The sequence below is a fragment of the Rhizobium lentis genome, assembly GCF_014200175.1.
Taxonomy (GTDB): Bacteria; Pseudomonadota; Alphaproteobacteria; order Rhizobiales; family Rhizobiaceae; genus Rhizobium; species Rhizobium mulingense.
The window spans coordinates 432,741-454,936 of record NZ_JACHBD010000002.1 but is presented as its reverse complement, the minus strand read 5'-3'; the positions used below and the strand labels follow the sequence as shown (position 1 = coordinate 454,936).

Here is a 22,196-nt window from a genome sequence, read left to right as displayed (position 1 = left end):
TGCTCATCAAAGGTAGTTCACGAGACTCAACTGCTGGATCTTCGAAACAATTGTGTAAGCGGTTTCAAGCTGTGTTTCCAAGGTCTTGACGAGGGTCGAGGCCTCGTAGGGGTCGACGCCCTGGAGATCGACCAGCTTGTTCTTGATGATGTTCGACTGGGCGTCGAGCGCGTCATTGGACTTCTTGACACGCTCCTGGGAGAGGCCAAGCTGGCTTGCCTGCGTCACCAGGCCGCTGGTCGCCTTGGCCGTGTAGCTGATTGCCTGCTTGGAGACAGTCGTCATTGCATCCGTGCTGAGGTTCTGGCCGAGCAGCGCGGAGGTCATGACCGAGGCGAGCGCAAAATACCGCATGCCTTCGGAATTGGCATTGGTCGAGGATTCGATCACTTCCGAGTTGCTGATGCGGCTCGTCATGTTCTGGCTTGATGCCTGCGACCATCCGGTCGCCGCATTGGTCCAATTGGCCTGGCTGAACATCGGCTCGACCGTCGTCGTGATGAAGGTCTGCATTTCGGTGCCGGTAAGATCGCTGACGGCCTTCGGCGGGACAAGAGCCGCGGCGTAGCTGTTCAGCGCCGTAACGATGGCCGCACTCGTGGCGGTCGTCTTGTCGGTCAGCGGCTGCACGTCGGTATTGATGCCGGAGAACAGATATTCGCCGTTCACCATGGTATTGGCCGTATCCATCAGGGTGGACAACGCGCTGGTCGCCGACTGAATGGCGACGGTGATGCTGCCGGGGTCCTTGCTGCCCTGGAGTGCCGTCAGCTTCGATACGAGACCATCGCCGACGTCCTTCATCTTGGAGAGACCGAGCTGCGAGGATTCCATGCGTGCGCTGACAAGCGAATTGCTTGATTTGATCGAATCGATCCGGTCTGTCTCTCGGGTGAAGTCGACGCTTCGGGCCGCATTGCCACCGAGCGAGACACCGATATCCGCATAGACGCCCGTCGTTGCTTCCATCGTCGCCTTGGTCATCTGGTTCTGCGCCTGACGGATCGTCAACCGCATCGCATTCTGAATGGCCGAACTTGAAATAAATGAGCTCTTCATGGCTTAACTCGCGATATCCAGCAATGACTTCAACATTTCATCGACGGCGTTCAGGATTTTGGTCGCCGCCTTGTAGGACTGCTCGATGTCGAGGAGCAGCGTCAGCTCCTCGTCGAGGTTGACGCCGGTCTCATTGGAATAGGCTTCGTCGGAGCGCGACAGTGCCGCCGAGGTATTTTCGGCCGCCGTCGTGGCGTTGCTGCGATACTGCTCGAGCCAGCCGAGGGAATTCGTGGCGTATTCCATGATGCTGACGTTGGAATCGATGCCCGTCGTCGCGTCGAAACCGACAGGCGCTCCGGCTGCCGGATCGAAATCGATGTCGGCGCTCATCGCGGTATAGAGTCGGTCGAGTTCAGCCGTGTAACCGCTGACGCCTGACGTGTTCAGGACGACGCCGGTGGCGTTGACGCCGCCATCGCGCAGGCGCATCGGGTCGCCGCCTTGCGAGGTGATCACGCGGGTGCTGACGCTGATGGTCGAGGCCATGCCGGCAACCGCGGTGGCGCCGGTATCGACCGTGCCGCCGCTCCAGGTGAAGAGACCGGGCACATAGGCCGGGGGCGCAGCGGTATTCTGCTCCTTGAAGAGCGAGACAAGGCCGCGGGCGATTTCGTCGAGCTGCTTCTGGAAGTTGGGGGCGATCTCGTCGCGGATCTGGAGAAGCGACTGGAGGCTCCCCTGCCCCGTCGTGGTCGAGCCCTTGCCGAGCGGCAGCGCGACGCCGTCGATATAAACGGAATTGCCGACGGTGGAGGCGGTATAGACATCCTGGGACTTGAACGTCACCTTGCGTGGGACCGTCTCGAAGAGGATCGTCCCGTCGGGCGTGCTCAGCACCATGTCGTTGTTGTCGCGCGTCGTCGCGCTGATGCCGACGATCTGCGAAATCTGCTTCAGGACTTTCTCGCGCTCATCGAGGGCGCCGGATGCATCCGTGCCGGAGGCCGTGGCGGTCTTGACCGCATTGTTGGCCTTTTCGAACTGGCTGAGCAGCGTGTTCAGCGTATCGACGGCGGTGGCGATTTCTTTGTCGGCGTTGGCGCGAACATCCTGGACGGATTGCGAGGCATTGTTCAGCGAGTTGGCGACGTCCTGGGCGGCGGTAATGGCGCCCTGGGCGGCGACTGTGCTGCCGGGCGTCGTGCGGAAGGCTTGGAGCTTCTCCTGGAACACCCCGAGATAGGTGGATGGCGACGTTTCGTAGTCATTGCCACCCATGATGGACTTGAGGTCCTCGAGACCGCCCAGCAAGGTCTGTTGGGCGCTGTCCTGAGAGGACGTCTTGAGGTACTGGCGCAGCAGGGCATCTTCCTGTGCCCGGTTGATCTGCACAACCTGGGCGCCGTTCAGGGAGGTGGTAAGCATTGCCTGCCGGCGCACGTAATCTTTGTTGCCGGCATTGGAGATATTGTTCGATACTACACTGCTCTGCGTGCCGGTATTGTTGAATATGCTCTGCGCGGTATTAAGTGCGGACGTGAGCGACATGGCTTAGCCGTTACCTTACTTATCTCTTGAGGTTGACGAGTACGTCCATGATGTCGGAACCCGTCTGGAACACTTTCGAATTGGCCGTATAGCTGCGCTGCGATTCGATCATCTCGGTCAGTTCGCCGGCGAGATCGACATTCGAACCTTCGAGCGCGCCCGACTTGATCGTGCCGAGGCCGTTGGTCTGTGGGAAGCCGGTGACGGTGACGCCCGACTGGCCGTTGGCGCTGTAGACGTTGCCGCTCATCAGCGTCAGCTTGTCCGGGCTTGCGACATTGGCGAGCGGAATACGATAGAGGGGCTTGGTGCTGCCATCTTCGTACTTGGCGTAGACGATGCCGTCGCCATCGATCGTGACGTCCTTGACCGGGGTCGCCGCCTGGCCGTTCGGCGTGCCGGTGCCGGAGAAGTCGGCCCCGAGCTGCGTCAACCCGGAGAAATCCATGGCGATCGTTTGGCCCGTCACGCCATCTGTGATGTTGACGGCGCCGCTCGAGGTCATCTTGCCGTTCGAGTCGAAGGTGAGCGTTCCGGTGCCGACTGCGCCGCCTGCGCTATAGGGGAAAGAGGTCGTGCCACCCACCGCCGCGTTGGCGTTGCGGAACATCGCCACTTCCCAGGTCGCAGCGGTGGCGGGAGGTGCGGGTGGCGGTGCGGCAGCCACCGATTGCTTGGTGAAATAAAAGTCGTACATCACCTTGTTGCCAAGACGGTCATAGGCGACCATCGAGACCTTCTTGGTGTCGGTCGTCGTGGTGGCGGCGTTCGCACTCGGCAGCGTCGCGGGAGCGACTGGAATCTTTGCGTTCGAATCGAGATTGCCTTTGAAGACACCCGATGTCGAGGCAATGGCGGTCAGGCCATCCTGGTTGACGTTGACGGGAACCAGGCCGTCGAAACCGTTGACGACGACGGCGGGAGAGCCGGAATCGTAGGAATAGCCCATCAGCTGGAAGCCAGCCGCGTTGACGAGGTTGCCTTCGTCGTCCTTTTGGAAGTCGCCGGCGCGGGTCAGAACCGGCGTGCCATCGGGACCTTGGACGATGAAGAAGCCGTCGCCCGAAATCGCAAGATCGGTTGTTGAGGTCGTGTAAGAAATGTCGCCCTGATCGGAGACGGCCTGGCGGACGGAGGTCTGAACGCCGCCGGAATTATAGTTGCCGCCCGAGGAGGGCAGGACCAGCGACGAGAAGCTCGTCGACACGGCCTTGTAGCCGGTGGTGTTGACGTTGGCGATGTTGTCGGCGACGGTGCTGAGGCGGTTCGCCTGCGCGTTCATCCCCGATACTGCCGTCTTCATGCTGCCGAAAATGCTCATCTGAAAACCTCGTTTTACCCGTTAAGCTCGAGAGTATTTGCCGGGCCTTGCGTGAAGCTGTCTGTCATGGGGAGCAGCGAGGCCAGTCTCGAGGTTCCGCCGGGCGCCGCCAGCCGGCCGGAAAAATCAGGTCCAATCGATGCAATAGCCAAGGAAGCGTTTGGAATCGACCGGATCGACGCCGAGCTTCTTGCGCAGCTTCTTGCGCAGCTTCGAGATGTGGCTCTCGACGACGTTCTCCTCGACCTCTTCATCGAAGATGCCGTAAATGGCGTTGAAGATCTGGGTCTTGGTGACCCGGCGGCCGCGATTGGCGATCAAATATTCGAGGATGCGGCGCTCGCGCCGGGGCAGCGCAAAGACCTCGCCGTTGATCTCGGGGTCTCGACCATCCGAGAAGACGCGGATGCCGCCGATATCGGTGTAGTTGGCGATTGCCTTCAGCCGGCGCCGGATTGCGGCCGCCCTTGCGAGGATTTCGCGCGGATGGACCGGTTTGCGCACCACGTCGTCGACGCCGCAATCGAAAAGCGCAAGGGTGTTTTCGAGCGAGGGCTGGTCGCTGACCGCGATCACCGGCGCCATCGAGCGGTCCCGGATCGCCCGGGGCAGTTCAAAGCTGCGCTGGCCCTGACCGATCAAGAAGGCCTCGACCGCCGCAATATCCGAATCGGCGGCGGTCTGCACCCACTCGCCGAATTCCGATGGATCAAAGCCGGTAGAGGGAATGCCCTCCCGGCCAAACAGGGATGTGTATCCGTCTTTCACGAGCTCACGCTCATCAACCACTACGATCATTCGTCCGCCTCCGAATCAGTGTGGCACTTCGATGATCTATGGGTACGAATCGCGCGAATCGGCGACAACTCGTTAAAGTTAATGGCAGAAACTAATAATTGATTAAGATCCGTGTGGCGATTTGATCTACATATAGTGGCTGCATCTAGATATCCACACAAAAGTTTCGTGGAAAAGTTAACGAGAGGTTAAATGTGACTTGCACATCGGTTTAGCGCCGGATTCCCGCCACATTATGACACAGTTTCGTCACATTGCGGCTCTTCTACTTTTGATTGAATCAATTTTGACAGAAGTTACTCGCATTGGGAGTCCACTTACCGTAGCCAGTGGCCACCAAATTAGCGATGACGCGGCAGACATATTGCTTCTGCGCCGGGTTGTTATTAGGCCCTGCATGGTATCTGGCGACCGCCATCGTCCAGGTTTCATGACGGTCATGCAGGTTGCGGAGAAACTTCGCCGCATATTCGACGTTGCGATGTGGATCGAACATATCTTCGGCGGAAGCGAAATTCTCGCCGTGATAATAATGATTGATCTGCATGCACCCGATGTCGATGAGCTTCGCCCCGCTTCTGCGGGCGACATCGAACTGCCTCATCGCATCCTGTTCAGAGGGCGGAAAAATCGCCCTGCCTTCGACGTTCATGGCATAAGGATAGAGTGAGCCTTTACGACCCGTCTCCGTCAGGCCGACCGAATAGAGGATGCCGACCGGGATGCCGTATTTGGCGGCAGCCGACTGGATTTCTTGTTCGCAGGCACCGGTGGAAGCGGCTGCCTCAGAGGTAAACGCCGCCAGCGCCGCCCATGCCAGCCCGGCCAACAGGAACATCTTCAATACCGGTCTCGCCTGCGCCATTGAAGCCTCCATCCGTCCGTTGCGCCGTCTGATTGTGGCGCTCGCGCGCCGCTCCGCCCTGCCCCTGCTCGGGAAGCGACTGCTGCTGGGAGGCCTGCCCCTGGCTGCCCGCCTGGTTGCCGGCGTCGCCACGCTCGACGGGGGCCATGCTGATGGTGATGTTATCGACCGCATAACCCTGACTGCGCAGCGCTTCGAGGATCTTGCCGTGATCTTCCTTCAGCTGCCTATAGGCTGCGCCCGTATCGACCTTGAGGTCGACGTTCAGGGCGTCGCCGGACAGGCGCATGGTTGCAGTCACCAGGCCAAGATCGATCGGGTTCATCTGGATCTTCAGCGTATTGACCACTTTGCCGGTGCTCGTCCATTCCGCCGCGTTGGATAGCGCTGAACTCGGCTCCATGGCGCGCGCCCATTCGGAATCGCCGGAGAGGGCGGCGGTGACGGCGGCGGAATTGTTATTCTGCGCCAAGCCGATATAGCGGCGCGATTCGAGGACCGAGACGTTTTCTATTTCGGCTTTCTTCGAGCCGTCCTTCGGCCCGGCCTGATCCGCACCGATGTGAACATCCATCGATACCCCGCGGCCGTCGGCGCGGCTGAGCCGGAAGGTTCTGCCCTCGGCGGCGTCGGCGTTCTCCGCCCCTGGAACCCCGATCTCATCCGCCTTGACGTCTTCGACATTGCCGCTGACGGCCGCCAGGGCGTCGGATGCGTGGCCGCTCGTTTTGGCGTCAGCTGCGGTCTTCTTGTCGACAGGCCCGGCCTCCCCGGCCTTGGCGGCGGCGAGATGAGCCGCGGCTCCGGCCGGCAAGACGGCCGTCGCGTCGGCGGGCTCCTGCTTCAGAAGGCCGAGTACGTCCGAAATGCCGCCGTCATCGTCCTCGCCGTCCGCATTCGCATCGGTTTTCGAGAGGTCACTCTTGGCGTGCTTGACGCCTTTGGCCACCTCCCCTGCTTCGTCGGCAGACGCATCCTTGGCATCGAGCTTGCCGAGATCGGCCGGCAATTTGCGCTGATCCTTTGCCGGCTTTGCGGCGGCCTTTTCACCATTGGCGATCGTTTCCGGCTGCACCTCGGCCTGCGCCTTCAGCGCGGCGTCGCTGAGATCGATCAACGGTTTGGCGCGGCTGCGGATCGTCCGCGCCACCTTCGCCGCGTCGCCATCGGCAACCGGGCCCTGATCCAGCTCCGCACCGTCGGGCGCGTCGTTGGCGGCGCTCCCGCTCGCCTTGGCAAGCACATCGGAGAAGTCGCCCTTCTGACCAGCGGCATCACCCTTACCAGCCGCTTTGGCGGATTTCGCGGCCGCGGCCGCCTCAGCACCAGAGGCTCCGCCCGAGACGCTCAAATCCATCATTGTTCGTTGCCTTCCTGCGCCAGAAGACCATCGATCGCGTCGAGCTTGGATCGGCTGGTCGTCACAAATGCGTTGAATGAGGGGTCGGTATCCTGGTTCTGGCCAGTCGATGCCACACCTCCCGGAACAGGCCCGGGATGCGCGCCTGGCGCTCCCGCTTGCATGGCTATCGCCGCAGCCTTGTCAGAAGTGATTTCTTGATGAGAAGTATTAGGATCGGATGCTTGCGTCAGGCTTGCCGGATCCGGCGCGCGCAGAATCTGCTCGGCGACGGATCGCGCCGCCGCCTGCAGCGCCTGATCCCGCGGCGAAAGCATTTCGCCGTTGATGCCGCTGACGTTCTTTGCCGCCTGATCGATATCCTCTGTGGGAAGGCCGGCCATGCCGCCGTAAAAATCCGCCAGCGGACCGAAGGCATTGTCGGTGCCCGCGCCAAGCAATTGCACATGTTCGACCGCCATGCGCGCCAGCTCGGGTTTGCCCGCTATCGCGGCAGCGCGGGCGATTCGCAGATAGACCTCGCGCTGGCGCGGGGCATCCATGAAGGAGAGGATATCGACGACATCCTGCGGTTTCACGTCGCGATCATTGGCGACGACGAGCTTGACGAAAAGATCGGCGAACTGGCTGGCATAGGGCGAATGCAGGAAGCGTCTGGCATAACGCTGCGAATAGGCGAGCCCCTTGTCGAGCATTCCCTTGTCGACGCAGATGGCGAGGGAACGGCGCAAGGCCGCCTCCTCGACGATCGTGCCCGGCGCGGCAAGACGCGCCTGGTCGTAGAGATCAAGCGCATCTGTCGGTTTCGTGGCGATCAGCACGTTGCCGCCGATCAGCGCCAGGTATGGACCGATCTTCTTGTCGCGATATTCCCTGGCGGTTTCCTCCAGCGTCTTGGCGACGAGCAGCCCCTTGCCGGTCAGATATTTGCGCAGCACATCGGTAACGCGGTTGTCGAAATAGCCGTCGACGTCATGGGCGATCAAATATTCGAGCGTCTGGGGATTGCCGCCGCTCATCGTATAGATCAGCGCCGCATCGACATTGCGGTCGTCATCGAAAATCTTTGTATCGGCCGTTCGCAGCCGCTCGTCGATGGTGCCCAGCATGAAGCGCTGCATTTCGCCGGCCGAATGATCGCCGGCGACGACGGAATCCTGCACGAACTGCAGCGAACGCAGCATCTTGTAGGGCGCGAGATCGTCCGGATCCTGCGCTTTTCCAGCGGCAGGCGAAAGCATCGCCAGGCCGAGGGCCATAAATCCGAGGTAGCGATGCTGCCGACGCGCCATACGACTATCCCTTTTCCGCCTGCACCAGGATCTCGATCCGGCGGTTGGCCGCGTTGAACGGGTCGGCGGGGAGCTTCAGCCGACGATCGGCGAAACCGGAGACCTGGGAGACGCGCGTCTCGTCCAGTCCGCCGCGCACGAGCATGTAGTAGGCGCTCTGGGCGCGATCCATCGAAAGCCGCCAGTTCTCGTTCTGCCCGCCCCTGTATTGGCGCCCGTCCGTGTGGCCGCGGATGGCGACCGCGCCACCCCTCTCCTTCAGGACCGTCCCAATCTTTTCCATGGCGAGCACCATCTCCTGGCGCGGAACAGCCGAACCGACATTGAACATCGAATCGTCGTTCTGGTCGGAGATGCTGACCAGCAGACCGCCTTCGGCTGCCGTCACTGTCAGACCTTCAGCGAGCTTGCCGGCAACACCACCGATCTGTTGCGCAATCTGCGCCTGAAGCTGTTCAGCTTCCTTCTTCTGCTGCTCTGCCTCAGTTGCGCTCTTGTCGGTTTCCTTCTGATGCTCGGCGTCCTTGCGGGCTTCCGCCTTCTTCTCCTCAGGCGCCTTCCCATCCGTCGCCTTGCCGTCCTTGGCCTCGGCGGCGCCTGTCGTTTCCTTGGTCTCCTTGGGTTCCTTACCGGGCTTCTGATCGGCTGCCAAAGGCACCGGCTTCATATCCTCGGTCTTGGCGATCTCCGTCGTCTCGCTCTCGGTCGCCTGCTCCTGGCTCTTGCCGGGCGGCAAGGGTTTTCCGGCCGTTGTCACCTCGACCTGCTTCGTCCAGAAATCCGGATCGAAGGGATCGCGATAGGCTTGCCCGCCATCGGCGCCGGTGGCAGGGCCGGAATCGGCCGCGCCGCCATCGCCCTTGGCACTGACATTGGCCTGCTGGCCGACCTCCTGAGCGATCTCGGCGAGAACCGAATAGGGATTCTCGAAGAAATCGGCCTCGGAATAATTGGTCTGGTCGCCTGAAGTCGATGTCTGGTCGTCACCATCGGCGGCGGACTTGCCCTCGGTCGGATTATCTTCCTTCTGTTTCGACTTTTCCTTCTTCTCCTCGCCCTCGGCATGATCGACAGGCTTCTTCAGGCCTTTCTCGGTTGGCTTTTCGTCGGCAAGCTTGATCGGATTGAAATAGGTCGCAACCGCCGCCTTGGTCTCCTCATTGGCGGCGTTGACCAGCCACATGACCAGGAAGAAAGCCATCATCGCCGTCATGAAGTCGGCATAGGCAATTTTCCACGCACCGCCGTGGGCACCGTCGTGATCACCGCCGCCGTGCCGCTTGACGATAATGATCTCGTTTCTGCCGTGGTGATGGTTTTCGCCGTCGCTCATTCGAGAACTTTCTTCAAGCTGGCCGCCCAGGCGGACATACGGGTGACGATGACGGATTCACCGATTTCGACGGCTAGATCGACATCGTCGGCCTCGATGTGCCGAACCGCCGCAGCATGTTTGCCGAGCTCGGCCTTTAATATGTCGAAGAGGCTGGTCGGCCCCCTGACGGCGATCGGTCCGGCCGCCCCTTCGAGAATCGCGTCCCGCAGCAAAGCGGCGAGACTTTCGGCAGCCTTGGCCGCAAGCGCTTCCGTTATGACGGGCGCAATGGCCGTGGCCGCGCCGGCGCTGACGAGCTGAGCAACTTCTTCGGCGATATCGCGGACGCGGGATGCAATGACCGCCGCCGCCTCCACTTCATAACGAATCTTGAGGTCTTCGACCTCGCGCGCATGGACCTCGGCCAGAGCGCGCGCCTCGCTTTCGTATTTCTCGGTCAAATCAGCGGTCGCCGCGGCATGGCCTTGCGCATAGGCATCGCGACGCTCCGCCTCGACGTCGACCGGCGGTTCGCTCGGCGGCTCTGGAAAAACATCTCCCGCCAAATTGTCGAGATCGATAATCGGCGCTGACGGTTTCGGTTCGCCGAAATCCTTCAAATACCGAGAAAGCGAAATGCTCATAGAAACCATCCAGCATCCGGGAGACACGCGGCATGCTGCCCCCGTCAAAATGACCTTGCGCGCGACATGTCCTTCGCAGCGAACAAGGGCCTGACCTTGCGCCGGCACGATTTCGGACGATGCCTTCATGCCGGAAACTAGGAAGTCAAACTTGCGCGAGGATGAATGGCGCCACTGCCATCGGTAATCGCGCCCAGCTCTATTCCAGCAGAATGAGGATCTTGCTTGCTGCCGTGTTGAGGATCGAGATCGCTTCGACGGCCATCTGCTTCTGCGTTTCGATCGCCTTCTGGCGGATCGAAGCCTCGTCCATATCGGTGTCGACGAGCGCACCGACGCTCTTATCGATCGAATCGGACAGATCGGCGGTGTAATCGATCTGATCGTCGATACGCGCCTTCATCACGCCAATCGAGGCTGATGTCGTCGTCAGCGAGGAGAGCAGAGAGTCGGTCACATCAAGCATGTCGGCGAGTTGGGCGTCGGTGGTGTTCTTGTCGATCGCGACTTCCGTTCCCGTTGCCGGCGTCGTCGAATCGGCGTCCAGCAGGTAATAGTTCCGGGGTCCCGTGCCCCTATTGTTGATCGCCTGGGCATCGATTGCCTTGGTGAACAGGCCGCCGCTCGCATTGTTCTTGTCGATGAGGATGGTCTGCGACGAGGGGAAGTCGATGCTCTGAGCCTGGTATTCACCGGTCGAGGCGCGAACGAAGCCCGAAATGACCGACCAAGTCGGTGGCGCTGCCTTGTCACTGTTCAGCAACCAGTTTTCGCCGGCAAAGGACGTCGATTCGACGACAGTCTTCAACTGCTCCTTGTATTCGCTGATCTCGGCGTTGATCTTGTCCTTGTCGGTGCCGGGTTCTCTTGCCGCAACGAGCTTGGCGCGGATCTGGGTGACGAGATCGATCGCCGAAGTCATCGCCGTATAGGTCGCATCCACCTTGGCGGCGCCGAGACCGAGCGCGTCGCCGATCGTGCCGAGATTGGTGCTGTCCGAGCGCATGACGGTTGCGACCGACCAGTAAGAGGCATCATCGGCGGCCGTCTCGATCCGATATCCCGAAGACACTTGTTGCTGGGTCTGGCTGGCTTCTTTGTTGATGCTGCGCAGCACTGCAAGTGCATTCACCGCGGCCGCGCTGGTAATCTTAACGGTCATCGACAGGGTCTCGGAATAAGATAAAAGGGCAGGCCGGGTTGCCGGCGGCGACTGAAGTGGCCTCATGCCTCCGGCGAAATTTCACCGGGTGTCGCAAAAGCAAATCAACTCAAGGTGAAGTTAACTCGATATCAACCTGTTCGGCAAGAGCGACGCTGCGAGCTCGGCAAGCGGATCGTCTCGCAAGTCAAGCAGTTGATATTAAAGAAATAACCGCGCCGTTTCGGGCGCGGTCCGGAAGATTTGCTGCTTGCGGCCGAACGGCGGCGCAAGATTCGGTCCAGCTTCAGCGGCTGATTTAGCTGCGGAACAGCGTGAGGATATTCTGCGCGCTGGAGTTGGCGATCGATAGCGACTGGATCGCCAGCTGTTGCTGGGTTTGCAACGCTGTCAGCTTGCTCGACTCCTCTTCCATGTCGGCATCCACGAGACGGCCGACGCCCGAGTCGATCGAATCGCTGAGCGCTCCGACGAAGTTTTCCTGCAGTTCGATACGGGTGGAAATCGAACCAAGCTGGGAGGCCGCCTTGGTCATCGCTTCCAGACCGGCCTCGATCGAAGTCAGTGCCATGGAGATCTCAGCCGAACCGAAGGTGCTGATATCCATCGAGTAGATCGAGCCGATGGTGCCGTAGGACGTGCCGATGATGCCGGAACTCGTCTCGATCGTGCCAGTCGAGGTCATGCCAAAGAGAACGTTACCCGTGGAGCTCGTGTCCAGGATGTAGTCCGTCGTCTTGACCGAGACATTGCCGTTGCCGTCGCGCACGAAGGTGGAAACCACGCTCTTGGTGCCGTCAGCGCCGGCAACCCAGTTTTCACCGGAGAAGGAAGCCGATTGCGCGATGCTCAGGAGCTGCTGCTGCAGCTGGCCGATTTCTTCCTGGACCTTGGTCTTGTCGACGCCCTTTTCTGTTGCCGCGACGATCTTCGCCTTGATTTCGCTGATCACGTCGATGGCGCTGTCCATGGCGGAGTAAGCGGTGTCGACCTTGGCGGCGCCGAGGCCGAGCGCATCGGAGACGGCGGAAAGCGCCTTGTTGTCCGAACGCATGGTCGTTGCGATTGACCAGTAGGCGGCATTGTCGGACGCTTTTTCGACGCGATAACCCGACGATACGCGGTTCTGCGTAGCCTCGAGGCCGTCATTGATTCCGCGGAGTGTCTGAAGAGCGGCCATCGCCGCAACGTTCGTCAAAATGCTGGTCATGAAATGATTGCCCCTTGTTGGCAAATGGAAAAAAGGGACATTCCGGATAGCTACCGGGAACGGGGACCAGCCTCATGCCTGTTAACCGGTTTTTAAATTTGGTTAACCCGCCGTCTCGTTGACCAGAGAAAACAGCATTATGGTTAATCGATCGTTAACGGAAATAAAAAAGCCGCGCTCCATCGAAGCGCGGCTCGATTGTGTGGCGCCGCCGGAGACCGGCGGGCCGATGTTTCCGAGGGCTATTAGCCGCGGAACAGCGACAGGATGGTCTGCGACGAGGAGTTCGCGATCGACAGCGACTGGACGGCCAGCTGCTGCTGGGTCTGCAGAGCGCTGAGCTTGGAGGATTCTTCTTCCATGTTGGCATCGACGAGACGGCCAACACCAGAGTCGATCGAGTCGCTGAGAGCCGACACGAAGTTTTCCTGAAGCTCGATGCGCTTGGAGATCGAACCGAGAGCAGCACCGGCGCTGGTCATGGACTTCAGGGCCGATTCAACGTTGGTCAGAGCGGTCTGGATCTGGCCGAGGGTGAAGTTGGTGATGTCCATCGCGTAGACGGAACCGGTCGCACCATTCGAGGTGCCGAGGATGCCCGTGGAGGTTTCGACCGCACCGTTGCTCATGCCGAACAGAACGTTGCCTGCGGAGCCGTCGTCGAGAATGTAGTCGGTCATCACGACCGAAACGGCGTTGGAGCCGTCACGGACGAAGGACGCAACGACACTCTTGGTGCCGTCAGCGCCGGCAACCCAGTTTTCACCGGAAAAAGAAGCCGACTGAGCGACGCTCAGGAGCTGCTGCTGCAGCTGGCTGATTTCTTCCTGGACCTTGGCCTTGTCGACGCCGTTTTCAGTGGCGGCAACCAGCTTGGCCTTGATGTCGCCGACGACGTCGATGGCGCTGTCCATGGCGGAGTAAGCGGTGTCGACCTTGGCGGCGCCGAGACCGAGAGCGTCGGAAACAGCCGAGAGAGCCTTATTGTCCGAACGCATGGTCGTTGCGATCGACCAGTAAGCAGCATTGTCGGAAGCCTGGCCAACGCGATAGCCGGACGAAACGTGAGCCTGGGTCGTCTGGAGACCCTGGTTGATGCCACGGAGAGTCTGGAGGGCTGCCATTGCAGCGTTATTGGTGTTGATGCTCGTCATAGTTTGCTTGCCCCTTGTTGGCAGATTTTAAGAAGGGACATTCCGGATTTTCGGCCGGCCCACAGCGATCAGCATCATGCCTGTTAACCATTGTCGTTAAGGTTAACTCGCCGTTTCGATGGGGCCTAGAAAACAGCAAGATGGTTAAGGAAAACTAAATCGGAAATGGAAATAGCGTAAAAATATCTGAGACTTAGAAGGATTTTTATTAACCTTATATTAAAACATTTCGCGGCCGGGGACGACCCGGCCGCGAAACTTTGGAAACCTGGTGCCGACCGCTTTTAGCGGAAGAGCGACAGGATGTTCTGCGAAGAGGAATTCGCGATCGACAGCGACTGGATCGCCAGCTGCTGCTGGGTCTGCAGGGCGCTGAGCTTGGAAGATTCTTCTTCCATGTTGGCATCGACGAGGCGGCCGATACCCGAGTCGATCGAGTCGCTGAGCGCGGAGACGAAGTCGTCCTGGCTGTCGATGCGCTTGGAGAGCGAGCCGAGAGCAGCGCCGGCGCTGGTCATCGACTTCAGAGCCGCCTCAACATTGGTCAGAGCCGTCTGGATCTGGCCGGCGGTGAAGTTGGTGATGTCCATCGCGTAGATCGAACCGGTCGCGCCATTCGAGGTGCCGAGGATGCCCGTGGAGGTTTCGACCGTGCCGTTGCTCATGCCGAACAGAACGTTGCCTGCGGAGCCGTCGTCGAGAACATAGTCGGTCGTGGTGACCGAAACGGCGTTGGAGCCGTCGCGGACGAACGAGGAAACAACGCTCTTGGTGCCGTCAGCGCCGGCAACCCAGTTTTCGCCGTTGAAGGAGGCCGACTGTGCGATGCTCTTCAGCTGCTCCTGCAGCTGGCTGATTTCTTCCTGGACCTTGGCCTTGTCGACGCCGTTTTCAGTGGCGGCGACCAGCTTGGCCTTGATGTCGCCGACGACGTCGATGGCGCTGTCCATTGCGGTGTAAGCGGTATCGACCTTGGCGGCACCCATGCCGAGAGCGTCGGAAACAGCCGAGAGAGCCTTGTTGTCCGAACGCATGGTCGTTGCGATCGACCAGTAAGCAGCGTTGTCCGAAGCCTTTTCAACGCGGTAACCAGAAGAAACGTGGTTCTGCGTGCTGTTGAGGTTCTGGTTGACGCTGCGCAGCGTCTGCAGAGCAGCCATTGCGGAAGAATTGGTGTTAATGCTTGTCATAAATCTGTCCCCTGGAAACTAGATACAAAAAGGAGGACATACCGGACTGTAGTACCGGCGATGACGGACCAGCTTCATGCTACTTGGCGCCTGTTTGTTCGGCCCAAACCCGTCATGTCCAGGGCAATCTCGCAGCCATTGCTTGCCAACTTCTTAAAAATCTAGGTGTCGTGCCGGCGCCTTCCATCGCATAGTTAATACCGGCTGAATCTGTTTCTTCGCATGCTAACATACCGGGAAAGAAACCGTTTTCCTCTCCCGAAAGGAAGCGTCTTCATCAGACGCACCGGTTTCAAGCAAGCTTCGGATGGCAATGTGGCAGGTGCCGGGATAGCACCATCGGATCATCCGACCGTTTTCGGGGAGGACGGTCCGTGCCTACGCCGGGCGATCGACAGCCATGCCAGAACATTTCCTTCACGGAGTTGGGTTTTGAACAGCAAAGTTTCGTTCTCTGCGGCATCCAGAGACTATCAGGCGGGCCGCTACACACAGTCCTTGGCGACGCTCAACCAGCTCATGGATATCCAGCAGGACGCCAAGACCTACGCGCTGCTGGCCAAGAACCTCGTGCAGCTCGGCTTCAAAGCCGATGCCGCGAAAGCCTATGGCCTGGCCGGCAATTGCGAAGGACCGAACGCCTACGAATATCAGAAACAGGCTGCCAAGCTCTATTACGAGACCGGCAACGAGGACGAAGCGCTGCTGATCGCCATGCGCAATCTCAGCAGGGCGCAGGAAGATGCCGAACTCGCCTTCATCATCACCGCGATCTATCTGAAGCGCCAGCAGCGGGATATCATCCGCCCGTTCAAGACGGTGCTGTCGGAAAGCATGAATCCCGATCACATGCGCCTGGCGGCCCTGCTGCTCAGCGACGATCTCAACGACGCAACCAACCAGACGCTTGCGCGCAATCTCTTCAAGCGTTTTCCGGGCAATCACGCCTTCCGCTTTCTCCATCTTGTTTTCGCCCGCGAATTCAACGATTTCGAAGAGGCAGCCAAGCATCGGGCGGTGATCGACGGGGCCCTGGCAAAGGGCGATCTCGAGATTCTGCGCAAGGACAACCCCTTCTATCATCTGCACTGGTGCGGCAACGAGGATTTCAACAGGTATGCAACGATTGGCACCACGCCGCTCAACCAGGAACGGATAGCTTTCCGCCGCAACCAGCCGCACACATGGTCAAACAAGATCCGGATCGGCTACATGTCGTCGGACTTCTGGGATCGCCACGCGACGATGAAGCTGTTGCAGCGCATCCTCGAGCTGCATGACAAGGACCGGTTCGAGGTGACGCTCTTCTGCCATACCGGGCCGGAATATCTGAAGCACAATGAGACCGATCGCAGCCGCTGGGGCAGGATCGTCGACATTCACGGCTTCTCCGACCAGGCGGTGCTGGCAGTCGTGCGCGAGCATAATATCGACATCATGGTCGATCTGAAGGGCCATACGTCAGGCAGCCGCGCAGCAGCCTTCAACCTGCCGCTTGCACCCGTCCATGTCGGCTGGCTCGGTTTTCCCGGCAGCACGGTCAACATCGACCTCGACTACGTCATCGGCGACCATTCCGTCCTGCCCGAAGTCGCAAAGCCGTTCTATCACGAGAAATTCTGCCGGCTGCCGGAGAGCTACCAGCCGAACGACCCGATGCATCGTCCGAAGCCGCGTCCGGTCACCCGCGAGCAGCTCGGCCTGCCGGAAGAGGCCTTCATATTTGCCTCTTTCAACGGCAACCGCAAAATCACGCCGGAGACGATCAACAGCTGGTGCCGGATCCTCAAGCGGGCGCCGAACAGTGTGCTCTGGCTGATGGCGAATACGCCGCGCAACCAGGCGAACCTGTTGAAGCACTTCCAGACGGCAGGCATCTCGCCCAAGCGGATCATCTTCTGCCCGCGCGCACCCTATGAACAACATATAGACCGCCAGCAGGCGGCCGACCTCGGCATCGACACTTTCCCCGTCAACGGCCACACGACCACCTCGGAGCAGCTCTGGGGCGGCCTGCCGGTTCTGACCGTCAAGGGTACCAATTTCGCCTCACGCGTCAGCGAGAGTCTGCTGAGAGCAATCGATCTGCCCGAGCTCGTTGCCGGCGACCTGCAGGCCTACGAGGATCTTGCCGTCGAGCTGGCGCAGAATCCCGGGCGGATCGCCGAATACAAGGCGCGCCTGAAGGAGAAGCGTTATATCGCGCCACTCTTCGACGCCGAACGTTTCTGCAATCATCTGGAGCAGGCCTACGAAATCATGGCCGACCGTGCCAAACAGCATCTCGCCCCAGAGCACATGGACATTCCGGCGCTGCCGCCACGCACCGCCCCTTTCGCTTCCGAGTAAGGGTTCGACTTGCATGGAAAACCCCGCCGGACCGCTCCGGCGGGGTTTTCTTGTGGCCAATGATGGGCGGCGGCGTATCAGCTGAACGAGCGCACCAGGCTGCCAACGAGGAGGTTCCAGCCGTCGATCAGCACGAAAAAGAGAATCTTGAACGGCAGCGAGATCGAGGTCGGCGGCAGCATCATCATGCCCATCGCCATGGTGATGGTCGCGACGATGAGGTCGATGACGAGGAACGGCAGCACGACGAGAAAGCCGATCTCGAAGCCGCGGCGGATCTCGGAAATCATGAAGGCTGGAATCAGCACCCGGTAGTCGATCGGATCCGATGTCTGGATAGTCTGGCCGCGTTCGCGCGCCAGATCGACGAAGAGCGCCAGATCCTTGTCACGGGTATTGGCCGCCATGAAGGTACGGAATGGTTCGCCGATACGCTGGACCGCCTCGGTCTCGTTGATCTGATTGGCAAGCAGCGGCTGCACGCCGTTCTGCCAGGCCTGATCGAAGGTCGGAGACATGACGTAGAAGGTCATGAACAGCGACAGCGACAGCAGGATCATGTTGGAGGGCGTCGAGGAGAGGCCCATGCCGGAGCGCAGGATCGAGAAAGCGATGATGAAGCGCGGGAAGCTCGTCACCATGATCAGGATGCCCGGCGCGACCGAAAGAATGGTCAGCAGGCCGAAGGTGCGGATGATCCAGGCGGCGACGGAGCCATCGACCGGCACATTCAACAAGTCAGTCGGCAGCTGCTGTGCCACCGCCAGTTCCGGTACCGCCATCATGGCGGCAAGGAAAATTATTAATCGAATCATTCGATGACAAATGTCCTGAACATGACCTTCGATACCCGCCCTTGCGAGCGAAGGTCAACACGTTCCTGAATGTCATCCTTGAGATATTGGAAGCCTCGCGGGCCCTCGATCTGCTGCAGCGAAACGGTCCTGATATAAGCGAGGATATCCTGATGAATATCCTCCGAAACCTTGACGTCAGGCGGCCCGTTGAACAGCAGCGCGACTTCCAGCCGCACCCAGTTTTCCGAGGGGTAGGCGAGGTTCGAGGTGATCGGTTCGAGCTGGACGACGTTGTTGGCCTCGGTCGAGATGCGCGCCAGGCCTTCCTCGGCCTTCTTCTTAGCTTCGGCCTCCTTGGCCTGTTCGGCCTCCTTGGCGCCCTTGATCTCGGGCGCGACGATCGTGCCGACCGCCCAGCCGCCGCCGGCGCCGAGCAAGGTCAGGATGGCGACGCCGATGATCGTCATCAGCGGGCCGGATTTCTTCTTCGGTTGACCTGCGCTTAAGTCTGCGTCTGCCATCGTCGTTCGGCCTCAAAGCGGCGAGAAAAGGTCGACGGCCTGCTGGCCGCGCGGAGGCTGCTGCACTTCCATCAGGCGGCCGCGGCCGCCATAGGAGATGCGGGCTTCGGCGATCTTGTCATAGGAGATCTGGTTTTCGGCGTTGACGTCCTGCGGACGCACGATACCGGCGACGTTCAGGATGCGCAGCTCCTGGTTCAGGCGCACCTCCTGCGAGCCTGATATGACGAGGTTACCGTTTTCGAGAATGCCGGTGACGACGGCCGCGACCAGAAGGGTGATCTTGTCGGTGCGCTCGATCTTGCCCTTGCCGTCAGTGCTGGTGTCGGAGCCGTAGGTCAGGTCGGTCTTGGATTCAGGCGTCCAGCCGAAAATCTGGGCGTTGATGTCCCAGTTCATGCCGCTCGAATTCGTGCGGCTGCGGTTGGTCTCGTTGTCGAAGGAGGCCTTGTCGTTGATCTGGATGTCGACGGTCAGAATGTCGCCGACGTTGAGCGCGCGTGCGTCCTTGAACAGGGCGGCCTGCGAATCGCTCCACAGCGAATAACCCTGCGCGACGGCGCGCGGCTGCTTCGGATAGAGCGCCATCTGCGGCGTCTGGCCATAGGCAAGGCCGCTGCCGATCGGGCTCATGGCGGGCGCGCGGCCGATCTCGCTGACCGCCGTCGGAGACTGGCAGCCTGCAAGGAGTGCGAGAGCGGCGATCGCGGCCGGGAAACGCATGTTCATGAAGGATCCTTCGACGTATTGGGATCGGACGCACTGGCGATGACGCTGGCGATGGAGGCTGCTTTCTGCGGGTCCATCTCGTTGAGGATGAGGCTCGACTGGCGCGGGCCGAGCCGCATGATCACGGCGGAGGCCACCTCGATCTTCATATCCTGCAGCTGGAGCGCCGCCGCGTCCGGCTTCATCTTCCTGTAGATTTCGGTGAGACCGGCTTCCGCCTGCTTCAGGAAATCGTCGCGCCGCTTCAGCCAATCCTGATATTCGGCCTTGCGCTTGTCCATCTCCGCCATGCGGGCGTCGATGTCGGCGCGAAGCCTTTCCAGTTCCTGCTTCTGCAGGAGGTAACGCTGGTCGCGGGCGGGATCGGCAATGTTGGTGCAGAATTGCTTGATCTCGTCCTCAGACGTGATGTCTCCCTCCGGGTGCTGCTGCGCGAAGGCGCCGGGGATCGACAGAAGGATGAGGCCTGCTGCCGGGAGCGCCAGCCGGCGCAGCAATTGCAAGACCGTCAGGTCGGTGTTCAGGATCGTCTTCATTGCAGCACAAGCTCCGCCTGCAGGGCGCCCGCCGATTTGATGCCCTGGAGAATGGCGATGATGCCATCCGGTTTCACACCGATATTGTTGAGGCCGGCGACAAGGGTCCTGAGGTCGGGACCGTCGATGATGGCGACGCGTCCGCCGGTCTGCTCAGCCGCGATATCGGTCTGCGGCTGGACCGCGGTCCGGCCGCGCGAGAAAGGTTCAGGCTGGATGATCTGCGGCGTTTCGGTGACCTGGACCGTCAGCGTGCCGTAGCTGACGGCGACCGGCGAGACGCGGACATCGGAGCCGATGACGATTGTTCCGGTGCGCTCGTTGATCACAACCTTGGCCGGCGTATCGGTTTCGACGATGAGGTTTTCGACATCGGCCATCAGCCGGGTGAGATCGGCCTGGCGCGGCTTCTGGATCACCACTTCCTGCGAATCCTTGGCTTCGGCGACCGGGCCGCCGAAGCGGGCCGAGGCATAACCGTTCACGATGTCGGCGATGCGGATCGCCGTCGAGAAGTCGGGATTGCGCAGCTGCAGCACGAGATTGACCGAATCCTTGAAGCGGGAGGGCAACTCACGTTCGATAATGGCGCCGCCCGGCACGCGGCCGGCGGTGGTCACACCTTCGGTCACGGTCGCCGCCTGGCCTTGGGCCTGAAAGCCGGAGACGATGACGGCGCCCTGCGCGACGGCGTAGATCTGGCCGTCGGCTCCGGAAAGCGAGGTCATGACGAGCGTGCCGCCGCGCAGCGACGTCGCGTCGCCGAGCGAGCTGACCGTCACGTCGATACGGCTGCCGGGGCTTGCGAACGGCGGGAGGTTGGCGGTGACCATCACGGCGGCGGTGTTCTTGGCGCTGGACTGGCCGCCCTGCGTCGAAATGCCGAGATTCTGCAGCATCGCCCGCATCGACTGCTCGGTGAAGGGCGACGACCGGAAGCCGTCGCCGGTGCCCTGCAGACCGACGATGAGGCCATAACCGATCAGCTGATTGTCGCGGCCGGCCTGGAGGGAGGCGATATCCTTGATGCGCGACGTCAGCGCCCAGGCGGGAGCGACGTCGGCCAGGCTCATGGCGAGAACCGCGGCAAGGGTCAGGAAACGGAACAACAATCTCATTTTGCCCTCACATGGACCGTGCCGTCGGCAAGCACCGTGCCGCTGACGATGACGCCGGAATCCATATTGCGCGCGCGGATGAGCTGCCCGGTGGCGCCGTCTTCGAGCGGCGTGCCGGCGGCCGAGATTGTCATCGCGCCCAGAGAGAAGACCAGGCGGATCGAAGAGCCGCGCGTCACCGTATAGGGTTCGCGCAGACCCGAAACCGCGATCGTGCGGCCCGGCAGCAGCGTGCGCTTGGAGACCAGGCCTTCGACCTGGGAGATCGATTTGGCGAAATCGCCGGCAAGGTTGGGGTTGGTGACCTCGACCTCCTGAAGCTGGCTCGCCGATAATGTATCCCCGGGGTAGATGATTGTCGTCGGGACGACGGCATAGCCCATGCCGGCGTCGGCGCCTGCGGGCATGACGATGCCCGCGACTGCGATCATGGCTGCCGCCATCCATCCCGAGATGTGTCCTGCCCGGCAAAACATCATGTTTCGGCCCTTCCCTTTACTTCAGGTTCTTGCTGACGATGGAGGCCATTTCATCAGCGGTAGTGATCACCTTGGAGTTCATTTCGTAAGCGCGCTGGGCCGATATCAGCTCGGTGATTTCCTTCACCGGATCGACGTTCGAGGACTCCAGATAGCCCTGCTTCATGTAGGCGAACCCCTCCTCGTCGGGATTGCCGACGACGGCCTCGCCGGAGGCGGCCGTTTCCTGGAAAAGGTTGTCGCCGATCGGCTGGAGGCCCGCCTCGTTGACGAAGTCGGCAAGCGTCAACTGGCCAAGCACGGTCGTATTGGTCTGCCCGGGCAGCTTGACCGACACTTCGCCGGAGCGGCTGATGGTCAGTTCGGTCGACCCCTGCGGAATGGTGATGCCGGGAAGGACTTCATAGCCATCGATCGTGACGAGCTGGCCCTGGTCGTTCTTGTTGAAGGCGCCGGCGCGGGTATAGAGCGTGGTGCCGTCGGTCGACTGGATCTGAAAGAAGCCCTTGCCGATCAGTGCGATGTCGAGATCGTTGCCGGTCTGGGTGAGTTCGCCCTGGAGATGCAGATTGCGGACCGCAGACGTCTGAACGCCGAGACCGATATTGGCGCCTTCGGGAACGACGGCCTGGTTGGCGCGGTTGGCGACGCCCTTGGCGCGTTCGGTCTGATAGAGCAGATCCGTGAACTCGGCGCGGGCGCGCTTGAAGCCTGTGGTGTTGATGTTGGCGATGTTGTTCGCGATAACTTCCAGGTTGGTCTGCTGGGCATCCATGCCCGTTGCTGCAATGGCGAGCGCTCTCATG

The 22,196-nt window shown here is 60.6% G+C and carries 21 protein-coding genes; 1 reads left to right on the top strand and 20 read right to left on the bottom strand.

Features of this window, described 5'->3' with window-relative positions:
* Positions 1-6 precede the first annotated feature (6 nt).
* From GGI60_RS07880 to GGI60_RS07820, 13 genes are all read right to left on the bottom strand, one after another.
* Complete coding sequence (locus GGI60_RS07880; protein WP_183914591.1) at positions 7-1,059, bottom strand: flagellar hook-associated family protein; 1,053 nt, start codon at positions 1,057-1,059, stop codon at positions 7-9.
* A gap of 3 nt (positions 1,060-1,062) precedes the next feature.
* Complete coding sequence (flgK, locus tag GGI60_RS07875) at positions 1,063-2,550, bottom strand: flagellar hook-associated protein FlgK (RefSeq protein WP_183914589.1); 1,488 nt, start codon at positions 2,548-2,550, stop codon at positions 1,063-1,065.
* Positions 2,551-2,569: 19 nt separating this feature from the next.
* Positions 2,570-3,871 carry a flagellar hook protein FlgE gene (locus GGI60_RS07870; protein WP_183914587.1) on the bottom strand — a complete coding sequence of 434 codons (1,302 nt, stop codon included), beginning with the start codon at positions 3,869-3,871 and terminating at the stop codon, positions 2,570-2,572.
* A 126-nt stretch (positions 3,872-3,997) separates the two neighbouring features.
* Complete coding sequence (rem, locus tag GGI60_RS07865; protein ID WP_183914585.1) at positions 3,998-4,669, bottom strand: transcriptional activator Rem; 672 nt, start codon at positions 4,667-4,669, stop codon at positions 3,998-4,000.
* 280 nt (positions 4,670-4,949) lie between these two features.
* A complete protein-coding gene (locus GGI60_RS07860; RefSeq protein ID WP_409527250.1) occupies positions 4,950-5,534 on the bottom strand; it encodes a lytic transglycosylase domain-containing protein in 585 nt (194 codons plus the stop codon).
* A complete protein-coding gene (locus GGI60_RS07855; protein ID WP_183914583.1) occupies positions 5,455-6,894 on the bottom strand; it encodes a flagellar hook-length control protein FliK in 1,440 nt (479 codons plus the stop codon). The genes GGI60_RS07860 and GGI60_RS07855 overlap by 80 nt, the downstream gene beginning before the upstream one ends.
* Positions 6,891-8,186 carry a chemotaxis protein MotC gene (gene motC / locus GGI60_RS07850; RefSeq protein WP_183914582.1) on the bottom strand — a complete coding sequence of 432 codons (1,296 nt, stop codon included), beginning with the start codon at positions 8,184-8,186 and terminating at the stop codon, positions 6,891-6,893. The genes GGI60_RS07855 and motC overlap by 4 nt, the downstream gene beginning before the upstream one ends.
* A 4-nt stretch (positions 8,187-8,190) precedes the next feature.
* Positions 8,191-9,519, bottom strand: coding sequence for a MotB family protein (locus GGI60_RS07845; protein ID WP_183914580.1), 1,329 nt, complete (start codon positions 9,517-9,519; stop codon positions 8,191-8,193).
* A complete protein-coding gene (locus GGI60_RS07840; protein WP_183914579.1) occupies positions 9,516-10,145 on the bottom strand; it encodes a hypothetical protein in 630 nt (209 codons plus the stop codon). The genes GGI60_RS07845 and GGI60_RS07840 overlap by 4 nt, the downstream gene beginning before the upstream one ends.
* 199 nt (positions 10,146-10,344) lie before the next feature.
* Complete coding sequence (locus GGI60_RS07835) at positions 10,345-11,307, bottom strand: flagellin (RefSeq protein WP_183914574.1); 963 nt, start codon at positions 11,305-11,307, stop codon at positions 10,345-10,347.
* A gap of 298 nt (positions 11,308-11,605) precedes the next feature.
* Entirely contained in the window at positions 11,606-12,517 is a 912-nt protein-coding gene (locus tag GGI60_RS07830; RefSeq protein ID WP_183914573.1) for a flagellin, read from the bottom strand.
* A gap of 245 nt (positions 12,518-12,762) precedes the next feature.
* Positions 12,763-13,671: a flagellin gene (locus tag GGI60_RS07825; protein WP_183914570.1), complete on the bottom strand. Its 909-nt coding sequence runs from the start codon at positions 13,669-13,671 to the stop codon at positions 12,763-12,765.
* Positions 13,672-13,955: 284 nt separating this feature from the next.
* Positions 13,956-14,861 carry a flagellin gene (locus tag GGI60_RS07820; protein WP_183914568.1) on the bottom strand — a complete coding sequence of 302 codons (906 nt, stop codon included), beginning with the start codon at positions 14,859-14,861 and terminating at the stop codon, positions 13,956-13,958.
* 432 nt (positions 14,862-15,293) lie between these two features.
* On the opposite strand from GGI60_RS07820, the gene GGI60_RS07815 reads away from it, so the two are divergent.
* On the top strand, positions 15,294-17,210 hold the full coding sequence (locus tag GGI60_RS07815) for a glycosyltransferase family 41 protein (RefSeq protein ID WP_183914566.1): 1,917 nt from the start codon (positions 15,294-15,296) through the stop codon (positions 17,208-17,210).
* A gap of 77 nt (positions 17,211-17,287) precedes the next feature.
* On the opposite strand, the gene fliP is transcribed toward GGI60_RS07815, so the two are convergent.
* The 7 genes from fliP to flgG are packed head-to-tail and all read right to left on the bottom strand — an operon-like array spanning position 17,288 to position 22,195.
* On the bottom strand, positions 17,288-18,025 hold the full coding sequence (gene fliP / locus GGI60_RS07810; protein WP_183914564.1) for a flagellar type III secretion system pore protein FliP: 738 nt from the start codon (positions 18,023-18,025) through the stop codon (positions 17,288-17,290).
* Positions 18,022-18,528, bottom strand: coding sequence for a flagellar basal body-associated FliL family protein (locus tag GGI60_RS07805; RefSeq protein WP_183914562.1), 507 nt, complete (start codon positions 18,526-18,528; stop codon positions 18,022-18,024). The genes fliP and GGI60_RS07805 overlap by 4 nt, the downstream gene beginning before the upstream one ends.
* A 12-nt stretch (positions 18,529-18,540) precedes the next feature.
* Complete coding sequence (flgH, locus tag GGI60_RS07800; protein WP_183914560.1) at positions 18,541-19,257, bottom strand: flagellar basal body L-ring protein FlgH; 717 nt, start codon at positions 19,255-19,257, stop codon at positions 18,541-18,543.
* Entirely contained in the window at positions 19,254-19,793 is a 540-nt protein-coding gene (locus GGI60_RS07795) for a MotE family protein (RefSeq protein ID WP_183914558.1), read from the bottom strand. The genes flgH and GGI60_RS07795 overlap by 4 nt, the downstream gene beginning before the upstream one ends.
* Entirely contained in the window at positions 19,790-20,911 is a 1,122-nt protein-coding gene (locus tag GGI60_RS07790) for a flagellar basal body P-ring protein FlgI (protein ID WP_183839493.1), read from the bottom strand. Before GGI60_RS07790 ends, GGI60_RS07795 begins: the two co-directional genes overlap by 4 nt.
* On the bottom strand, positions 20,908-21,390 hold the full coding sequence (gene flgA / locus GGI60_RS07785; RefSeq protein WP_183914556.1) for a flagellar basal body P-ring formation chaperone FlgA: 483 nt from the start codon (positions 21,388-21,390) through the stop codon (positions 20,908-20,910). The genes GGI60_RS07790 and flgA overlap by 4 nt, the downstream gene beginning before the upstream one ends.
* A gap of 16 nt (positions 21,391-21,406) precedes the next feature.
* Complete coding sequence (gene flgG / locus GGI60_RS07780) at positions 21,407-22,195, bottom strand: flagellar basal-body rod protein FlgG (RefSeq protein WP_183914554.1); 789 nt, start codon at positions 22,193-22,195, stop codon at positions 21,407-21,409.
* Position 22,196: the final 1 nt, after the last annotated feature.